This window comes from Herbaspirillum sp., assembly GCF_035644555.1.
Classification (GTDB): domain Bacteria; phylum Pseudomonadota; class Gammaproteobacteria; order Burkholderiales; family Burkholderiaceae_D; genus Herbaspirillum.
The window spans coordinates 75,920-94,597 of the sequence record NZ_DASQOH010000006.1; the positions used below are offsets into that span (position 1 = coordinate 75,920).

The 18,678-nt window shown below is 65.4% G+C and carries 17 protein-coding genes; 8 read left to right on the forward strand and 9 right to left on the reverse strand.

Features of this window, described 5'->3' with window-relative positions:
• The first annotated feature begins 100 nt into the window (after positions 1-100).
• Positions 101-1,282 carry a GGDEF domain-containing protein gene (locus VE092_RS02040; protein ID WP_324873308.1) on the forward strand — a complete coding sequence of 394 codons (1,182 nt, stop codon included), beginning with the start codon at positions 101-103 and terminating at the stop codon, positions 1,280-1,282.
• Positions 1,283-1,293: 11 nt separating this feature from the next.
• On the opposite strand, the gene VE092_RS02045 is transcribed toward VE092_RS02040, so the two are convergent.
• From VE092_RS02045 to imuA, 3 genes are read right to left on the reverse strand one after another with little or no spacing between them, the layout of a single operon-like run.
• Entirely contained in the window at positions 1,294-4,569 is a 3,276-nt protein-coding gene (locus tag VE092_RS02045) for an error-prone DNA polymerase (protein WP_324873310.1), read from the reverse strand.
• 9 nt (positions 4,570-4,578) lie between these two features.
• A complete protein-coding gene (locus tag VE092_RS02050) occupies positions 4,579-6,063 on the reverse strand; it encodes a DNA polymerase Y family protein (protein WP_324873312.1) in 1,485 nt (494 codons plus the stop codon).
• Positions 5,990-6,739, reverse strand: coding sequence for a translesion DNA synthesis-associated protein ImuA (imuA, locus tag VE092_RS02055; RefSeq protein WP_324873314.1), 750 nt, complete (start codon positions 6,737-6,739; stop codon positions 5,990-5,992). The genes VE092_RS02050 and imuA overlap by 74 nt, the downstream gene beginning before the upstream one ends.
• A gap of 376 nt (positions 6,740-7,115) precedes the next feature.
• Here imuA and VE092_RS02060 point away from each other — a divergent pair, with 376 nt between their 5' ends.
• Entirely contained in the window at positions 7,116-7,457 is a 342-nt protein-coding gene (locus VE092_RS02060; RefSeq protein ID WP_324873316.1) for a KGG domain-containing protein, read from the forward strand.
• A gap of 186 nt (positions 7,458-7,643) precedes the next feature.
• Here VE092_RS02060 and VE092_RS02065 read toward each other — a convergent pair whose 3' ends face one another.
• Positions 7,644-8,399 (reverse strand): YoaK family protein, encoded by a 756-nt coding sequence (locus VE092_RS02065; protein WP_324873318.1) that lies wholly within the window; start codon positions 8,397-8,399, stop codon positions 7,644-7,646.
• Between the two features lie 280 nt (positions 8,400-8,679).
• Here VE092_RS02065 and VE092_RS02070 point away from each other — a divergent pair, with 280 nt between their 5' ends.
• Positions 8,680-8,907, forward strand: coding sequence for a hypothetical protein (locus tag VE092_RS02070; protein WP_324873320.1), 228 nt, complete (start codon positions 8,680-8,682; stop codon positions 8,905-8,907).
• 339 nt (positions 8,908-9,246) lie between these two features.
• On the opposite strand, the gene VE092_RS02075 is transcribed toward VE092_RS02070, so the two are convergent.
• A complete protein-coding gene (locus tag VE092_RS02075) occupies positions 9,247-9,777 on the reverse strand; it encodes a CBS domain-containing protein (protein WP_324873322.1) in 531 nt (176 codons plus the stop codon).
• A 266-nt stretch (positions 9,778-10,043) separates the two neighbouring features.
• Here VE092_RS02075 and VE092_RS02080 point away from each other — a divergent pair, with 266 nt between their 5' ends.
• The 3 genes from VE092_RS02080 to VE092_RS02090 all read left to right on the forward strand — a co-directional run bounded on the left by VE092_RS02080 (position 10,044) and on the right by VE092_RS02090 (position 11,435).
• The gene (locus VE092_RS02080) at positions 10,044-10,331 is read left to right on the forward strand and encodes a PQ-loop domain-containing transporter (protein ID WP_324873324.1); all 288 of its coding nucleotides are present in this window, start codon (positions 10,044-10,046) and stop codon (positions 10,329-10,331) included.
• 158 nt (positions 10,332-10,489) lie between these two features.
• Positions 10,490-11,059, forward strand: coding sequence for a DUF4142 domain-containing protein (locus VE092_RS02085; RefSeq protein ID WP_324873326.1), 570 nt, complete (start codon positions 10,490-10,492; stop codon positions 11,057-11,059).
• A gap of 142 nt (positions 11,060-11,201) precedes the next feature.
• A complete protein-coding gene (locus tag VE092_RS02090; RefSeq protein ID WP_324873328.1) occupies positions 11,202-11,435 on the forward strand; it encodes a hypothetical protein in 234 nt (77 codons plus the stop codon).
• Positions 11,436-11,669: 234 nt separating this feature from the next.
• Here the strand turns inward: VE092_RS02090 and VE092_RS02095 are convergent, their stop codons facing one another.
• The 4 genes from VE092_RS02095 to VE092_RS02110 form a co-directional block, all read right to left on the reverse strand.
• Positions 11,670-12,398: a type 1 glutamine amidotransferase domain-containing protein gene (locus tag VE092_RS02095; protein WP_414653388.1), complete on the reverse strand. Its 729-nt coding sequence runs from the start codon at positions 12,396-12,398 to the stop codon at positions 11,670-11,672.
• Positions 12,399-12,471: 73 nt separating this feature from the next.
• Positions 12,472-12,684 carry a hypothetical protein gene (locus tag VE092_RS02100; protein WP_324873330.1) on the reverse strand — a complete coding sequence of 71 codons (213 nt, stop codon included), beginning with the start codon at positions 12,682-12,684 and terminating at the stop codon, positions 12,472-12,474.
• A gap of 152 nt (positions 12,685-12,836) precedes the next feature.
• Entirely contained in the window at positions 12,837-13,094 is a 258-nt protein-coding gene (locus tag VE092_RS02105; protein ID WP_324873333.1) for a hypothetical protein, read from the reverse strand.
• Between the two features lie 2 nt (positions 13,095-13,096).
• A complete protein-coding gene (locus tag VE092_RS02110; protein ID WP_324873335.1) occupies positions 13,097-14,791 on the reverse strand; it encodes a thiamine pyrophosphate-binding protein in 1,695 nt (564 codons plus the stop codon).
• 197 nt (positions 14,792-14,988) lie between these two features.
• Between VE092_RS02110 and VE092_RS02115 the strand changes: the two genes are divergently transcribed.
• Both VE092_RS02115 and ligD read left to right on the forward strand, forming a co-directional pair.
• Positions 14,989-16,017, forward strand: coding sequence for a Ku protein (locus VE092_RS02115; protein WP_324873337.1), 1,029 nt, complete (start codon positions 14,989-14,991; stop codon positions 16,015-16,017).
• Positions 16,014-18,626, forward strand: a complete 2,613-nt coding sequence (gene ligD, locus VE092_RS02120; protein ID WP_324873339.1) for a DNA ligase D — start codon at positions 16,014-16,016, stop codon at positions 18,624-18,626. Before VE092_RS02115 ends, ligD begins: the two co-directional genes overlap by 4 nt.
• Positions 18,627-18,678 lie beyond the last annotated feature (52 nt).

Sequence of the window (18,678 nt, forward strand, 5' to 3'; positions counted from 1 at the left end):
GCCGCTGGACGCTGCAGGGGGCGCTTCCGGCATGGCCTCCCAGGCTCGGCCGGACACCAGTTCTGCACTCTTCACCGTCCGCAAGGACGAGCTTATCCGGATGAATCCATTCACCGCCAGCCTGGCGCTGGCCATCGTTCAGTTTTGCAGTGGCGTGATCATGACGGGCCTGTTCATCAGCACGCCCTCGGAACGCTTCACCCGCTTGTGGGCGCTGTCCGGGGTGCTGGCGGCGCTGGGCATCTGCACTACGGTGACGGCCTATGCCGGTCTGAGCGGCACGCCGCGTGCGCTGGGCCTGCTGCTGGGCAATACCATGGTGTTTTCTTCCGGCATCGTGGCCTGGTGCGGCTTGCGCAACTTCTACCAGCGCCGCCTGGCCTGGTGGCCGGTGCTGCTGGTGATTGCCTACGTCTTGGCCTTTGCCTCGCTGCAGGCGGCCGGCGCCAACTTCACCCAGCGCGCCTTCCTCGCCGTGGGCGCGCTGCAGGTGGTGTTCTGCCTGGTGCTGTGGGAATTCCTGCAAGGACTTTCCGCCCCCCTGGCCGGACGCTATCCGCGCTGGACCTTTGGCCGCTGCATCGGTATCGGTGCCATGGGCATCCTCAGTGCCAGCTACATCAGCCGCTTTCTCATTTCGCTGCGCCATCCGGAAGTGTTCGAACCGCCTGAGATGAGCAATCTCGGGGTCGGCCTGATCTACCTGATTCCCATCAGCGGTACGCTGTTGCTGTCGGTGGCGTTGATGATGATCTATTTCGAACGCCTGCTGGCCGACAAGCAGCGCCTGGCCACCGAGGACGAACTGACTGGCACCCTCAACCGGCGCGAGCTGGTGCGCTGCGGCGAGCTGGCGCTGGAGCAGGCGGTGCGGTCGGGGCAGGTGCTGACCCTGGCCTTCATCGACGTCGATCATTTCAAGCAGATCAACGATACCCAGGGCCACCAGGTGGGCGACCGCGTACTGGCCGAGATCGGCACCCTGCTGCGGCAATGCTGCGGCCAGGCCGGCTTGCTGGGGCGTTATGGCGGCGAGGAATTTTGTGCCGTCTTCCCGGGGCTGGATGAAGTATCGGCGCGGCAGATCGCCCAGCACCTGCTGGAGAGCGTGCGCCAGCATGATTTCGGCCATGGACGGCCGGTCACCATCAGCGTCGGCCTGGCCGTGCTCACACCGGGCCAGATGCTGGGCTGGGATGCCCTGGTGCACCAGGCCGACCTGGCCCTGTACCGGGCCAAGAGCGAAGGGCGCAACGCCTTCCGCATGGCGCTGGCGGCCTGATTCTCCAGTCATCAGAAGAAGTCACGGCTGCGCGGCTGCAGTTCCCCGAGCAGGTGGGTCCAGTCTTCCAGCCGCCCGGCCACCAGATGGCGCACTTCTCCCTGGCATTGCCAGCTTCCATACACTCCCAGCAGGCGCGCATTGAGCACTTCGCTGCGCTGTCGTTCCAGCACCGCCGGCCAGATGATGACGTTGGCCGAACCGGTCTCGTCTTCGATCGTCATGAAGATCACCCCCTTGGCCGTGCCCGGCCGCTGGCGCACCGTGACGATGCCGCAGCAGCAGGCAAACTGGCGGTTCTGCAGCGTGTTCAGATCGGCCACGCTCATGAAGCGGCGGCGCTGCAGGGTCGGTCGCAGCAGGGCCAGCGGGTGGCGGCGCAGGGTCAGGTTCATGGCGCGGTAGTCGTCGATGATCTGCTCGCCTTCGCCGGGTGTCTCCAGTTGCACCGCATCGTCACCGCGTGGCGCGCTGCGCAGCAGGTCACGGTCGGGTACCGCACCCACCGCATGCCACAGCGCCTGGCGCCGATGGCCTGCCAGTTCGCGCAGGGCATCGCCGGCCGCCAGTGCCTGCAGGGCATGGCGATCCAGGGCGGCGCGCCGGGCCAGGTCGTCGACATCGGCAAAGGGACGCTCGGCGCGCGCCTGCTCGATGCGCTGCGCCGCCTCGGCCGGCATGCCGCGCAGCAGGCTCATGCCCAACCGCACGGCCGGACGCGCTGGTCCGGAGGCGGACTCCAGGGGCAGCTCCAGCGTGGACTCCCAGCCGCTGCGCACGACATTGGCCGGCAACACCCGCACTCCGTGCCGACGTGCATCCTGGATCAGTTGCGAGGGCGAATAGAAGCCCATGGGCTGGCTGTTGAGCAGGCCGCACAGGAAAGCCTCCGGCTCATGGCACTTGAGCCAGCTGCTGAAGTAGGTCAGCAGGGCAAAGCTGGCGGCGTGGCTTTCCGGGAAGCCGTATTCGCCGAAGCCCTCGATCTGGTTGAAGATGCTTTCGGCGAATTCGCGTGAATAACCGTTGTCGGTCATGCCCAGCACCAGCCGCTCATGGTGTGGCCCCATGCCACCCTTGCGCTTCCAGGCCGCCATGGAGCGGCGCAGGTCGTCAGCCTCGCTGGGCGAATAGCCGGCGGCCTCGATGGCCACGTCCATCACCTGTTCCTGGAAGATGGGGATGCCCAGGGTGCGCTCCAGCACCTTCCTGATCTTGCCGCTCTTGCTGGTGTTGTCGGGATACTCGAAGCTGCCGCCATTGCGCACCAGCTCACGCCGGCGCAGGTAGGGATGGACCATGCCGCCCTGGATCGGACCGGGACGCACGATGGCCACCTGTACCACCAGGTCGTACTGGGTGCGCGGCTGCATGCGCGGCAGCATGCTCATCTGGGCCCGGCTCTCGATCTGGAACACACCGATGGTATCGGCCTTGCAGATCATCTCGAAGGTAGCCGGATCTTCACGCGGGATATCGTACATCTGCATCACCTGCGGCAAGCCGCGCCGCAGGCTCACCAGCTCCAGCGACCGACGCAGGGCGGTGAGCATGCCCAGCGCCAGCACATCGACCTTGAGCAGCCGGAGCGACTCCAGGTCGTCCTTGTCCCATTCGATGACGGAGCGGTCTGGCATGGCGGCGTTCTGGATCGGCACCAGCCGCGACAATTGCCCGCGTGCGATCACGAAGCCCCCGGTGTGTTGCGACAGGTGGCGGGGAAAGCGCAGCAGCTTGCCGGTGATGCTGGCCCACAGCCCGATCTGCGGCAGTTCCGGGTCCAGCCCGGCTTCGGCAAAGCGCGCCAGCAGCTCTTCGCGGCTGTCGAACCAGTGCTGCGACTTGGCCACCGTATCGACGATGGCCGGGTCCACCCCCAGCGCCTTGCCCACCTCACGCAGCGCGCCACGCGGGCGATAGCTGTGGACGGCGGCGGCCAGGGCGGCGCGACGGCGGCCATACTTGCGGTAGATGTGCTGGATCACTTCTTCGCGGCGCTGGTGTTCGAAGTCGACGTCGATATCGGGCGGCTCGTCGCGCTTTTCGCTGATGAAGCGGGCAAACAGCAGTCGCGTGGAGGTGGGGTCGACCTCGGTCACCCCCAGGCAGTAGCAGACCGCCGAATTGGCCGCCGAACCCCGGCCCTGGCACAGGATGCCGCGTGAACGGGCGAACTGCACCAGGTCGTAGACGGTCAGGAAATAGGCTTCGTAGTCCTTGCTGGCAATGAGCGCCAGTTCCACCTCGATCTGTTGCCGCACCTCGCCGGGCAGCCCCTGCGGATAGCGTCTGGCGGCACCGGCCAGGGTTTCCTGGCGCAGGTAGTCGGCCGGGCTCATGCCCAGCGGCACCAGCTCGTCCGGGTATTCATAGCGCAGCTCGGCCAGGCTGAAGCGGCATTCGGCGGCGATGGCCAGGGTCTGCTCCAGGGTCTGCCGCGTGTGCACCAGCGACAGCCGCATTCTAGGCCGCAGATGTTGCTCGGCGTTGGGCGCCAGCGCATGGCCGCATTCCTGCACCGGCTGGCCCAGGCGAATGGCGGTCACCACATCCTGCAGGTACTTGCGTGAGCGCTGGTGCATCTGCACGTCGCCCACCGCCACCAGTGGCAAGCCATGGCGCCGCGCAGCCTGCTCCAGCGCTGCGCGGTGCAGTTCGTCCAGGGGGCGATACAGGCGTGTGAGACCGACCCAGGAGCGTCCGGGCGCGAGGCCGGCGAACCAGCGCAACTGGGCGTCCAGGGTGTCTTCACCGACCGCGTAATCCGGCACCAGGATCAACTGGCAATCGGGCAGGGCGCGCAGGTGCGACAAGGCCGGCGGCGGCTGGCTCAGGTCTTCCGGGGCCAGCAGGTACTGGCCCTTTTCGGCACGGGTGCGGGCCAGGGTGACCAGTTCGGAGAGATTGCCGTAACCCTCCCGGTTCCTGGCCAGCGCAACCAGGGTCAGATGGGCCAGCGGATGATCCGGGCCATCCCGGAGCTGGGCAAGCTGCGTAAGCTGAGTGAAGCGGAAGCAGCTGCCGATGATCAGCTTGAAATCCAGGCTCTGGTTCTTGCTGACCTGCTCCTGCCAGGCCGCATGGGCGCGCACCACCCCGGCCAGGGTGCATTCGTCGGTGATGGCCAGGGCGCGATAACCCAGGGCGATGGCCCGCTCCACCAGTTCCTGGGCATGCGAGGCGCCTTGCAGGAAACTGAAGTTGGTGCGGCAATACAGTTCGGCATAGTCGGGCAGGCCGCTGTCATTGCCAGGACCAGTACCGAGGCCAGGGAGAGGGGCTTGCATGCGATGCTCCTAGCCGAACAGCCCGTGCAGGAACCACTGTGGTTCTTCGTCGCTGGCCTCGCCGCCACGCCACTGGCGGAAGATCCAGTAATAGGCATGGCGCGCATCCCGTGCGGTGAAGTAGTCGCGGGTCAGCGGGCGGCCTTCCCACCAGCCGGCTTCGATGCGTTCCGGCGGCGAGGTGAATTCCAGTGGTGTGCGGTAGAACGGCTTGTGCTGCTGCATGCGCAAGGGCAAGGGCTCTTCCAGCAGCCATAGCGGGCGCGGTGGCAGGCGCGCCGGATCGGTCGCCAGCGGTGCCGGCAATGTGGTCGCAGGCTGCATGACGCTGCACCAGCGATTGGCGATCTCGGGCCGATGATCGGCCCGGGGCGCGGCCTGGCGCACCTTGTCCGCGCCCAGCCGGGCTACCAGCAGTTCCAGCAGGCGTTGGTGATCTTCGGGGCTGCCGCCGGGTTCGGGGAAGAGCAGTTCGCTGGCGGCCTGCATGGCTTGCAGTTCCTCGGCCGCCAGTCCCAGGGCGATGGCCGGCGCCGGCAGGCTGGAGCGGGCCAGCTTTTCCTTGACCAGGGTATGCAGGTGGTCTTCCTGCCAGGCCGGCACCGACAGGGCGATCCGCAATTCGGTCGGCGCCACGGCCTGGCGACCGCGTTCGTGCTCCAGCCACAGGTGTAACTGCTTGATGCTCAACTGGCGCGCCGCCAGCCAGCCGGCCAGTTGTACCAGCAGCCCCTGGGCATAGGCGGCCAGGATGTCGGTGTGCTCGATGCGGTCGGGCAGCTCCACGCGGGCCTTGAAGACCGGCGGTGCCACCACCCATTCATGCAGTTCCGGCAGGTCGCCATAGGCACGGTCCAGCATGTCCAGCAGGGGCCGGCCGCAACGCCGCTGCAGCCCGGCGCGCGGCAAGCGCCGCACCTGCCCCAACTGGCGGCAGCCCAGGCCGTGCAGCCATTCCAGATGCGGGTGTGCCGCGCTGAGCAATACCACCGGCAAGCGATCCAGGCGACGCTGCAGGGAGCTTTCGCGCAGGGTCCGCACATAGCCGGAGCGCGCCAGCATCCAGGCGCCGGTGGCCGTGACGGCGCACGACAGGGTGGCCGACAATCCGAGCCGGGCGATGGTCACGCGGATCCTGCGGCACAGGGTACGGATGCCGCCGAACAGACGCAGACTGGCACGCACTTCCAGCAGGATGCAGGCTTCCTCGGCCAGGCTGACCTGCGGCGTGTACTGCAAAAGGGCCAGCGCGGCCTGATCGCGCAGGGTGTGTTCGCGTCCGGGGTCGCGTTCCTGCAGCAGCGCCTGCGGCGCCAGCAACTGCACACCGCCGCGCCGCATGCCTTCCTGCACACCCAGCGCCCGGGCCGGGGCCGACAGGGCGGCTACGCGCTCGCGCTCGAAGACCACCACCGGGGCCTCATCCAGCCAGTTCGGACGAAAGGCTTCCAGCGGCAGCAGTGGCAGGTGTACGGCGATCCACAGGGGAGACATGGCGTTGCAGGTTCGGTGAAGGCGTCAAGGGAAGAAACAGGCTCTGCGCGCGCAGCGGCCCGCGCCGCTTCAGGAAACCGATTTCCAGTCCATCCCGGGCCGGCTGCAGCATCAACCGCAAGGGGGCCGGAGACGGCTGGCGCGCGCAGGACCAGGGACGCAGCATGAAAAAAAGTGTCTGGCCGGCCTGCGCGGCCACATGCAGCCGGCGCAGCAGATCATGCTCGCCCGCGCGCAGGCTGGACTGCCACATCAGCAGGGCCTGGCAGCTGTCGGCGCGTAGCACCTGTTCGGCGGCCCAGCAGGCATCGGCCACATGGTCGGCCTGTAGATGCAGCAGACGGCTGGCCTGCACCCCCAGATGCAGCCAGCCGGGCGCGTTGACCTGGTGCGGGGCTTGCAACAGGGCGATGCGTTCGGCCCAGCCGATGCGCCTCGACTTGGCGGGCGGGCGCGCCAGGAGCGGACGCAGCAGGCGCAATTCGCCGATGCCATCCTGGGGCAGCAGCAGTTCGATCAGCACACCGGCCGGCCAGCCGCGCCCCGGCAACTCGGCGTCGAGGGCCTCGAAACCGGTCGGAATGCCATGCCCGTCCCCGCGCGCCAGCTGGGAGGCCAGCCAGAGCGAAGGATGGATGTTTTCCGGACGGGGAACCGGGGTGGGGTGAGGCAGCATGGCAGTGCGGACGCGCAGGCGAAGAAGGTGATAACTGTATAAATATACAGTAATTATCTTGGGATGTGACAAAAACTGCCTGGGTGCAAGCAAAAGCATGACATTTCCTTCATGCAATGCGATTTTTGGATGGAAACAAGCTCTGCCATATCGAAAACGCAAGCTCATCTTCATCTCTTCCTACATCTCCTACAGTCTGCACTGACAAGGGCTGGGGAGCTCTTCCGATAGTGAGGTTCGGTGAGGCTTCCTAAACTGCAGACGTGGACAGATGCAGTACGCCGCCAGTGCGCCCGCGCAGAGCAGTAGGGCGGGCCGGCGACGGGTTCGTCCGCTCAACCTCGACTATCCAAGTATCCAAGACAAGGAGTCACACATGGCAAATTCACAAAATCCGGGGAACAGCAATCGCGGTTTTGCCGCAATGGACAGGGAAAAGCAGCGCCAGATCGCCAGCATGGGTGGCAAGGCGGCCCATGCCAAGGGCGCAGCCCATGAATTCAGCTCCGCGGAAGCGCGCGAAGCCGGACGCAAGGGTGGTCTGAACAGCCACGGCCGCAAGAATGCTGCCGCCGCCGCTGCTGCTGCCGCTGCGCAGAATGGCAATAACGCCAGCACCTCGGCCCAGCCGCAGATGAGCCAGAGCACCCCGCAGGAATCCGCCCAGGGCGGCCAGCAACCCCAGCAGTCGGACAGCACCCCGCAGCAACAAGGTTGATGCGGGCGATACACCTCAGGCGGTACCTGTCATCGCCGTCTCATTTCACCCAGGTCGCTGGAAACGACAGGGGCAGGCGGTCAGGCAGATCGATAACAAGAAAACGAAAGGCGCGGACAGCGCCTTTTTTGCATTCCGGGGCTGGGCATTTTCCATGGCCGCGCCGCATGCCGGCGTTCACAGCCTTCAGGAGCGCGCCAGGTCATCCATCATCGGCACGAGCGCCAGCAGGAACAATCCCGCCGCCAGCGGCATGGTCGCCACGAAACCCACTGCCTTGAAGCCCAGGGCACCCGCCACTCCGCCGATGAAGAACATCAGCAGCAGGGAAGACAGCAGCATGAACTTGCGGCGCGCTCCCGGTACCGGATCTTCTGTCGCGGCTTCGCCGGGCTGGTGCGGGGCCAGGGTCCAGTAGCACATCTTGCCGATCTCGATCCCGATGTCGGTGACCAACCCGGTCACATGGGTGGTGCGGATCTCGGAACGGGAAATCTTGCTGATCATGGCATTCTGCAGGCCCATCACGAAGCACAGCAGCGCCACCGTCACCGGCACGAACAGCAGCCGGTGATTTTCCAGGTTGCTGCCGAGGATGCCGAAGCACAGCAGCAGCATGGCTTCCAGCATCAGTGGCATGGCGTATTCGCTGTGCAGGCCCCGCCGTCGCCCCCAGTTGATCATCACCGCCGAACAGGCCGCCCCCAGCACAAAGGACAGCAGGGCGCTGGCCCCGGAGACCAGCAGCAGGGTTTCGCCCAGGACCAGGTTGTCGGCCAGGGAAGAGACGATGCCCGACATGTGCGAGGTGTACTGGCCGACCGCCAGGAAGCCACCGGCATTGACGGCGCCGGCAATGAAGGCCAGGGAACGGCCCAGGTGGCGGTTGGACAGATCGGTACGCGCCGGACTGGTAAGGCGGCGCAGGTAGTTGATGGGCATGACGGTTCCAGGGTGGCAAGGCAGACGCCAGGAAATCGACCGCAGGCCCGCTGCCGATCCGCCTGGGCCCCATCCCGTCAGGGGGACTCATCTTCGTCCCTTCCTACGCAGATCCCCGGCGGCTTCTTGCTGTCTTTTCCTTCAGCGTTTTTTATCCTGACAAGAATACTTCTTCTGAGCCCGTTGTGCTGGTCAATACGCCGATGGCTGACCTGCGTCAGCCTCCTGCCGCAATGGTGTGACCAGGCATGGGGCCTTTCCCTTGTGCGAGGAGCCCGACATGAGCATTCCCATCGATATCCCCGGCGGCGAGAAGCTGGGCGAACTGACCACCCCTGTGCTGCAACCCGGCGTGCAACAAGCTGAAGCGGGCGGCTTCCATGGCATCGTCCTGATCGGCAGCCATGGTCAGGACCCGTTAGCGACCCATGTCTGCACCCCGCTGCGCAGCACCAGCGACCTGGCCTACGCCGATGCGCTGGAATACATCGCACGCCAGGCCCGATGAGAACCAGGTGGAAGTCTGGGAGGAAAGCAGGCAAAAAAATGGCCGCCTGGGGGAGGCGGCCTGAGGGGGAGGGATATAAGACGCCGAGGATCGGGGGAATCTTCGGAGAATTTCTGCTTATGAAAACGACTCGTGGGGATAAACCGATGGGGGATGGACTGTATTCATGACAAGACGGAGGGGGACGTTCTTGCCGGAATATGGGGTCCTCGGTTTCGAGTGCGTTGGAATGCATAGTAGCGATGCACTGCAAAAAAGAAGATCGGACAGTGCCCAATTGATGCGTAGGAAAAAACCTACACGGCGGACTGTCGCTCCACCCCGACAGCCGCGCCCCGCCTAGCTTCGGCCGAGATTGACCTCGACCAGATCGCCATTCTCGACTTCCGGCAGGGCATAGTCGCCCTGCGGCGACATTTCCACGCTGCCACGACTGGGGGCCGCGGGCAGGGAAATCTCGGCCAAGGCCTCGCCCACACCGCGATTCTGCGTCTTGGCGGCGACGTCGCCCAGGCTGACCATGCCCACCAGATTCTTGTCCCGATCCATCACCGGCAGGCGCCGGATCTGGCGCTGCACCATATCGTCCAGCACATCGTCCACCGGTTCGTCCTCATAACACCACAGGACATCGTGACTCATCACCTCGGTCAGCGGCATGGCCTCGGTCAGGCGATTGGAGGCTACGGCACGCAATACGATGTCACGGTCGGTCACCAGGCCCACCAGCTGCCGCTGCGCATCACACACCGGCAGGGCGCCCACGTCCAGGGCTTCCATGGCCTGGGCGGCGTGGATCACTGAATCATCCGGGCTGAGGGTATGGGCACCGCGTGTCATGACGTCGGCAATGGTACGGGTAGCGTGCATGTTGACCTCCTGGTTGAGTGAAACAAATGAAAGCAAATCGATGCTTTCCCAGCCTAGACAAGGCGGTCGCCTGCCGCAATGCCACAGCGTCCTGATGTGGGGTCGGCCGATTCGCGCAGGACTGCGCGAATGCGCCGACGCCACCCCGCAGGCGCGCACAGTTCCTACAACGGCTTGCGATACCGGCCGACTGTCTTTGCCCGGCACCTGCCTCACCATCGCATCATCCACAGCTACCGGGGCCGCACCGGTCCCGCACGAACATCATGTCCGATCACATCACCGACCTCATCGGCTGGGGCGCCACCCTGATCCTGTTGCTGACCATCTCTTCCCAGGTCTATGAGCAATGGCGCAGCCGCTCCACCCAGGGCGTATCGCACTGGCTGTTCGCCGGGCAACTGGCGGCTTCGGCCGGCTTCGTCACCTACAGCCTGCTGCAGGGGGACTGGGTGTTCGTGGTGTCCAACGTGTTCCTGCTGGGTACGGCGTTGCTGGGGCAGATCCTCTATCTGCGCAACCGCCGGCGCCAGAAGAGCGGCGAACAGCGCTGAGCTTGTGCGTGGCCGCGCTCATCGATTCTTACAGATGTCATTGGCGCTGTCTGATGCCAGCCCTCAAGCATCCTCACTACAGTGGCGGTATCAGCGGCCAGGCACGGCCGGTCGCCGCGAGCTGATCCATTTTCTCAACAAACATAAGGAGCAACGCCATGAATTCCACCCGACCCGCCACCTCTGCGATGCTGTTCCGTTCTTCGCGCCGTCTGCTGGGTGCAGGCGCGCTGATGCTGGCCGGCGCCACCCTGGCCGTGGGCGCCTCGGCCGCCCCGGTCACCAGCAAGGACAAGAGCTTCATGACCAAGGCCGCCGAGGCCGGTCATGCGGAAATCGCCGCCAGCAAGGTGGCCCTCGAAAAGAGCAGCAATCCCGCCGTCAAGGATTTCGCCCAGAAGATGATCGACCAGCACACCACGGTCAACGATGAACTGAAGCAACTGGCAAGCAGCAAGGATGTGACCCTGCCCACCGAGCCCAGCATGGCCCAGCGCGCCAAGATCACCGTGCTGGAAAAGCTCAAGGGAAATACCTTCGACAAGCGCTATGCCAGCATGATCGGTGTGTCCGCGCACGAGGATGCGGTCAAGCTCTTCCAGAAATCGTCCAGCTCGGCTGATGATGCCGATGTGAAGAGTTTCGCCGCCAAGACCTTGCCTGGGCTGAAGGAACACCTGCAGATGGGGCGTGATCTGAAGCAGAAGGTGGATGCCGCCAAGAAATAAGACCGGCTCCCACCGCCCTGATGTCACGGCGGCAGCGCGAAAAAGACCTTCCCCTGCCGCCCTGATCGACTATGCTGCAAGAGCAGCCTTGCCCCGCCTGTCATGACGTCCCATCCCCGCATTTGTGTCGAGGAGAGTTGCCATGAAACACTTCGCCCATTCCGTTGAACAGCAGCAAGCCGGCCATTTCATGCCCCGCGTGACCAAGCTGGACAAGCACAAGTACGTCGCTTACCTCGACACCCGTATCGATCACCTCTGGCAGATGGACCTGCATGACCTCAAGGGCCAGCCGGTGCGTATCTGCAAGAAACGCAAGGCCGCCGAGAAGGCCGCCCTGGCCCTGCTGGCCGAGGCCATGCGCCAGCAGGCGTAAGAGCCGGGTCGGGCCGACGTCAGCAGCCCACACCGCGCCGCAAGGAAGAATGCCGTCCGCAACCCTGGTTGCGGACGGCATTTGCTTGACTTCCCGATTCTGTCAGGGACCCTGCGGGCGGGGAGGTCACTGACTTGCCGGTGCGTAGGCCGGCACAGCAGAGTCAGACTCTCTCCCCGAACGTCCGCGCGCGGATAAACGCGGATAAAGCCATCCGCACCGTCTGCTGGCTCCTCAGCCGTCGCTTTGCGGCGATTCCCCGTGCGCCACGGCAAAGGCTTCGTTTTCATGGGCCGGAGGAGCGGGCGGGGCGCTGCCCTTCTCCGACAGGCGCGGCTGGCTGCTGCCGGCTACGCCGCCGGCCTCGGTGACGGATTCTTCCCCGCCGGCGGCCGATGGCTGCTGACGCTGTTCGCGCCTTTGCTGTTCATCCAGCAGCTTCATGAATTCATTGTTGAAAGCAGGAATATCGGTGGGTTTGCGCGAGGAGACGAAATTCTCGTCGCGCACCACTTCCTGATCCACCCACTGGCTGCCGGCATTGCGGAAGTCATCCTGCAGGCTGGGCCAGCTGGTCACGGTGCGGCCCTTGGCGATACCTGCCGAAATCAGTAGCCAGCCCCCGTGGCAAATGGACGCGATGGGCTTTTCCGCGTCGTTGGCGGCCCGCACGAAATTGCGCGCCTGCGGCAGCAGCCGCATGGCATCGCCATTGACCACGCCGCCGGGCAGCAGCACGGCAGAATATTCTTCGGGACGGGCGGTATCGAGGCTACCGTCTACCGCCACCGATTCTCCCTTGTCGACGTGCTTGAAGCCTTGCACGCTGTCGCTCTTGTCGGAGAGGATATGCACGGTAGCGCCGGCAGCTTCCAATGCCTTCTTCGGCTCCAGCAGTTCGGCCTGTTCGAAGCCGTCGGTCACCAGGACGGCGACCTTGAGTTGATGATAGCGATTGCTCATGATGGATCTCCCTTGCAAAAAGAAAAGGGCGACCGGCATGCACCGGCCGCCCCTGATGGAGGCGGATCGACGATCAATCCGGAGTATTCTGGCGAACCTTGTTGCGGTTCTGGTGGTCGTTGCTGGCCTTGTCCATCTCCGGCGCCTTCTCGATACGCGTGATGTTGGACGTGGCCACCGGGTCGCTGCCGGGGAAGCTCATTTCATTGGCTTCGTCCAGCGCCACTTCCGAGGGGGTGTCGTACTTGTTCGGACGATGATTTTTTTCCTGTTTGTCTGTACTCATGGTGACCTCCTTTGGATGTTCATCTGGATCGGCCCGGCGCGTCGGCACCGGACGGCGCGCGAGGACCGGTGATGTCCAGATTAACGCGCCACACCGGGCGCGGGTATAAGCGGGCAGCGCAACCCTGCGTAAGAATGCGGGAGGAGCGGCGGCTACGGCCACGGAGCCGGCGTGACGTCCTCGAACTGCGCCTGCTGTGCGTCATCGGCAGGGATGGCACCGCTCTGCCGGCCCGGATGCAAGCGGCTGCCGGTCAGCAGTTCCAGCTCCCGCTCGGAGGCCACGAAGGCACTGTCCTCCAGCGGCTGTTCGGCCACCGGCCAATGCGCGATGGCCCATTGCTTGTAAGCGGCGAAACGCTGCCGCAGTTCGCGGGCATAGGCCTCGCGTTGCTGTTCGACAGGGTCCATGTTCAACCTCCTTTCATGGCAATCAGACTTTCCCGCACCTTGGCCAGGCCGAAGCGCCAGATCTGCTCCATCTTGATGTGCGGCATCACCGGCAGTTCGGCCGGATCGATGAACACGTCCAGCACTGCCGGGCCGGGCGCGGCCAGCAGCTGTTGCAGGCCTTCCTGCAACGCATCGGGCGAACGGGCGCTGAAGCCCTGGGCGCCACACGCGCGCGCAAAGGCGGCGAAATCGGCGTTGGGGAATTCCGAACCGTCGAAGGCGGGCATGCCGGCTTCTTCCATCTCCAGGTGCACCAGGCCCCATTCGCGGTTATTGAAGACCACCACCTTCACCGGCAGCTTGTGCTCCACGCTGGTCATGAATTCGCCCAGCAGCATGGTGAAACCTCCATCGCCTACCGCCACCAGGACCTGGCGCTGGCGATCCAGGGCCTGGATGCCGTTAGCCTGACCCAGCGACGTACCGACGGCGGCATTGTTGAACGAGGCCAGGATGCGTTGCTGGCCGCGCTGGCGGATCCAATTGCCGCACCACAGCGTCACCACCCCGGTATCCACCACGAAACACGCATCGTCGTCGGCCAGATCGCTGAGGGCGCGCGCCACGCTCTGGGGCTTGATCTTCTTGTGATGCCGCTTGATCTCGGCGGCGCTGTCCAGCTTGGCATTCCAGCGCTCGCGCTCGCCGTTCACCTTGTGCAGGAAGCTGCCGTCGGTCTTGCCTTCCACCCGCTCCAGCAAGGCCCGCACGCTGGGGCCGACCGAGCCGGTGATGCCCAGCGTGACCGGCGCCCGGCGTCCCAGCACGAAGCCGCGTTCATCGATCTGAATCACCTTGGACTTGGTCGGCAGGAATTCCGAATAGGGATAGTCCGAGCCCAGCATCAGCATCAGCTCGGCTGCCTGCAGGGCATCGGTGCCGGGGGCGCCGCCGATCAGGCCGACCCCGCCTATCCAGTGCGGATGGTCGTAGGATGCCAGGTCCTTGCCGCGGAAGGTGTGCATCACCGGTGCCTGCAGCTTGCTGGCCAGGGCCAGCACCTCATCGAGCGCACCCCGACAACCATTGCCGGCGAATATGGCGACCGAGCCGGCGGCATTGATCAGTTCGGCGGCGGCCTCGATGTCGGCCACCGGCGGGGCCAGTTCGGTACGCTGGCGCAGGGTATGCAGGCTGGGCACGGTACCGGAGGTGCGGGCGCCGATGATGTCGGCGGGCAGGTTCAGATGCGCTACGCCCCGCTGGGCGTAGGCCTGGGCGATGGCCTGATGGAACACGGCCGGCGCCTGGTCGGGGCTGGTGACGATCTGGCTGTAGGCCGCCACGTCACGAAACAGCAGGTCGGGGGAATTCTCCTGCAGATAATCGGTACCCCGGCGCGCCGCCGGTACGCCGCCCGAGATGGCCAGGACCGGGGCGTGGTCCTTGCGCGCTTCGTAGAGGCCGGCCACCAGGTGGTTGGCTCCCGGCCCGGTGGTGCCACAGCATACGGCCAGGCGGCCGGTCAACTTGGCCTGACCAGCCGCGGCCAGGGCCGCGCCTTCTTCATGGCGTACGCCTATCCATTCGATGCGCTTGTCGCGCCGGATGGCATCGGTAAGGGGATTGAGGGCATCACCGACCACTCCGAAGATCTGTCGGACTCCGATCTCGTAGAGGGTATCGATGAGGATTTCTGCAACGGTGGCGGACATGGCTGCTCCATGGACGAGGAAAGATCGCTCAAGAGTAAGTCTGGCGGCCGCGCCTCTCTATCGGTGGGTGCGGTAAATCCTTGTAGGAAAAGCGCGCGCCTGCGGCACAGTCCTACGCCGGCTTCATCAACAGGCCGACTGCGGCGGCGGCGCGCCGCTCCGATAATCGGCGCATCAGCAAGATTGCGGAGGAAACGATGCGACGCGCACTGTGGAAAGGGGCGATCAGCTTCGGACTGATCAATATCCCGGTCGAACTCTATACCGCCGAAAAGCATGACGAGCTGGACTTCACGCTGCTGGACAAGCGCGACCTGTCACCGGTGGGCTACAAGCGCTACAACAAGAAGTCCGGGCGCGAGGTGCCGTGGGAAAACATCATCAAGGGCTACGAATACGAGGATGGCAGGTTCGTGTTGATGTCCGATGAAGACCTGCGCCGGGCCAACGTCGAGGCGACCCAGAGTATCGATATCCAGAGCTTCGTGGAGCGCGAGCAGGTTCCCATCCTGTATTACGAGCAGCCTTATTTCCTGGCGCCGTCCAAGGGCGGAGACAAGGCCTATGCCCTGTTGCGCGAGACCTTGCTGGCCAGCGACAAGATGGCCATCGCCCAGATCGTGATCCGCACCCGTCAGCACCTGGCGGCCTTGATTCCCCAGGGCGACATGCTGCAACTGATCACCTTGCGCTATCCCAGCGAACTGCGGGCGCCGGATGACCTGCCGCTGCCCTCGCGCAAGTCGAAGAAGGCGGGCGTCACCCGGCAGGAGGTGGACATGGCGCGCGCCCTGGTGGAGCACATGTCCTCGGACTGGGAGCCGGAACAGTTCCACGATACCTATCGCGATGACGTCCTGGCGCTGATCAAGAAAAAGATCAAGAGCCGTCAGACCCACGAGGTGGCAGAACCTGACGAAGCCGCCGCGCCCGCCAGCAGCGGGGCCAAGGTGGTGGACCTGATGGCCCTGCTCAAGAGCAGCCTGGAAGGCCGCGGCAAATCCGCCAGCCGGACCACCAAGCAAGAGGATGCGGCGGACGACGGCGAAAAACCGAAGTCCAGAAGCGGCGCCAAGGTCCACAAGCTGGCCGACCGCAAGCCGGCGGCCAAGCGCAGCACCAGCGCCAAATCTTCCACCGCGTCGCGCCCCAAGGCCGGCGCCAAGGGCAGCAGTGCGCGCCGCGCCAGTGGTGAGCGCAGCACGGCCCGGAGGGCGCAGGCATGAGCACTTCTTCTCTTGACCGCTATCACGCCAAGCGTGATTTCAAACTCACGCCGGAACCTTCCGGCAAGGGGCGGCGCGCCGCCCGCACGGCCAGCGACAGCCTGCAATTCTTCATCCAGCGCCACCATGCGCGGCGCCTGCATTACGATTTCCGACTGGAACTCGACGGCGTCCTCAAGAGCTGGGCGGTTCCCAAGGGGCCCAGTCTGGATCCGCACGACAAGCGTCTCGCCGTGCGGGTGGAAGACCATCCGCTGGACTACGGCACCTTCGAAGGCGATATCCCGGCGCATCAATATGGCGCCGGCCATGTGGTGCTGTGGGACCGCGGCCACTGGCTGCCGCATGGGGATCCGCACGCCGGCCTGGAGAAAGGCCACCTCAGCTTCGCTCTGCAGGGCGACAAGCTGGAAGGGCGCTGGGCACTGGTCCGCATGGGCAAGCCTGCCGCCGATGGCAAGGAAAACTGGTTATTGATCAAGGACGACGATGAGGCCGCGCAGAGCGGCGAAGCCGCCGCCATCACGCGGCTGCGGCCGGAGAGCGTCAAGGACAAGGGCGATGGCGTCGATGCCCAGCCGGCCCGCGCCAAGTCCAGGAAAGCCATCCATCGAGCGCAGCCCCAGGCTGCATCCCGCTCCGAGAGCGGTCAAGCGCGCGCTGCACAGCTGCCCGAACGGGTGGATGTGCAGCTGGCGACGCTGGTCGAGCAGGCGCCCCAGGGCGAACAATGGCTCAGCGAACTGAAGTTCGACGGCTATCGCGGCCTGTGCCGCATCCAGGCCGGCCAGGCCGCCATCCACACCCGCGAAGGCCTGGACTGGAGCCATCGCTGGCCGATCCTGGTGCAGGCTCTGGCGCGCCTGCCGGTGGACGACGCCTGGATCGATGGCGAGGTGGTGGCACTGGATGCCCAGGGACAGATCAGCTTCGAAGCCCTGCAGACCCTGGTGCGCGGCGACCGTCAGCAGGCCAATGGCATCCGCCTGGCCCTGTATGCCTTCGATCTGCTGTTCCTCAATGGCCACGATCTGCGCGAAGTGCCGCTGCTGCAACGCAAGGAACTGTTGCGCACCCTGATTCCCGGCTCGGACGAGGCAGGGCTGCTGCTCTACAGCGAACACATCCTGGGCCATACCGATGAGGTATTCCGCCATGCCTGCCAGCATGGCATGGAAGGCATCGTGGTCAAGCGCGCCGACGCCCCCTATACCGGGCGGCGCGACCGCAACTGGCTCAAGCTCAAGTGCGAGCATCGCCAGGAATTCGTGATCGCCGGCTATACCGAACCCGCCGGTCAACGCAGCGGTTTCGGTGCCATCCTGGTGGGGGTGCATGACGACCAGGGCCAACTGCGCTATGCCGGGCGCGTGGGTACCGGCTTCGACGAGCGCCTGCTGGCGGGCCTGCTGCGGCAGTTCCGCAAGCTGGAGCAGGACCAGCCGGCCTTCGTCGACCCGCCCACCGGCCAGCAACGGCGCGGTGTGCATTGGCTGGCCCCGGCACTGGTGGCCGAGGTGCGCTTCGCCCAGTGGACCAAGTCGGGTATCCTGCGACACGGCAGCTTCCTGGCCTTGCGCGAAGACAAGCGGGCGCGCGACATCGTGCGCGAAACCGGGCAAGCGCCTGCCGTGCCGCATGGGGAGGATGCTGCCGAGCAAGCCAAGCCGGTGCGCCGCCGAAGGACGGCCGGTGCGACCGACCTTTCGCGGCCAGTCACCGTGGCCGGCGTCAAGCTCACCCATCCGGGCAAGATCCTGTATCCCGACACCGGCCTGACCAAGCTGGAACTGGCCCGCTATTACCAGAGCGTGGCTGACCTCATCCTGCCGGAACTCAAGCAGCGGCCGCTGTCGCTGGTGCGCTGTCCGGACGGGCAGGGCGGTAAGTGCTTCTTCCAGAAGCACATCGGCCAGGGCATGCCGGAGGCCATCGATGCCATCGACGTCCCCGAAGGCGAGGGGAAGGCCCGCTACATGATGGTCAACGACCTCGCCGGCCTGATCGCGACGGTACAGATGGGTGTGCTGGAACTGCATGCCTGGGGCGCCACCGGGCGCGCGCTGGAACAACCCGACCGGGTGGTGTTCGATCTCGATCCGGCACCCGACGTCCCCTGGGCTACCGTCGTGGAGGGCGCGCAACTGCTGCGCGGCCTGCTGGGCGAAATCGGGCTGGAGTGCTACCTGAAGACGTCCGGGGGCAAGGGCCTCCATCTGATGGTCCCGATCCGCCCCGAGCATCACTGGGAAGCGATCAAGGACTGGGCACACCGGGTGGCGGCGCATCTGGCGCGGGTATTGCCCGATCGTTTCATCGCCCGCATGAGCAAGGCCGCGCGTCAGGGCAGGATCTTCGTGGATTATTTGCGGAACGCCCCGGGTGCCACCACCGTGGTGGCCTATTCGGTACGTGCCCGTGCCGGGGCACCGGTCTCGGTGCCGATCACCTGGGATGAACTGGAGCAGGGTATCCAGGCCGACCATTTCAAGGTCGCGACCATGCCGGAACGGTTGCAGGCGGTGCAGGACAGCGATCCCTGGGCCACTTTCGGCCAGTCCCGCCAGCGCCTCACCAAGGCCATGCTGGCGGCCTTCGCGCCGGTCTGAGCGCGCCGGGCGCCGGGCCGCCAAGCTCGACCACGCGGCAATGTCCTACACG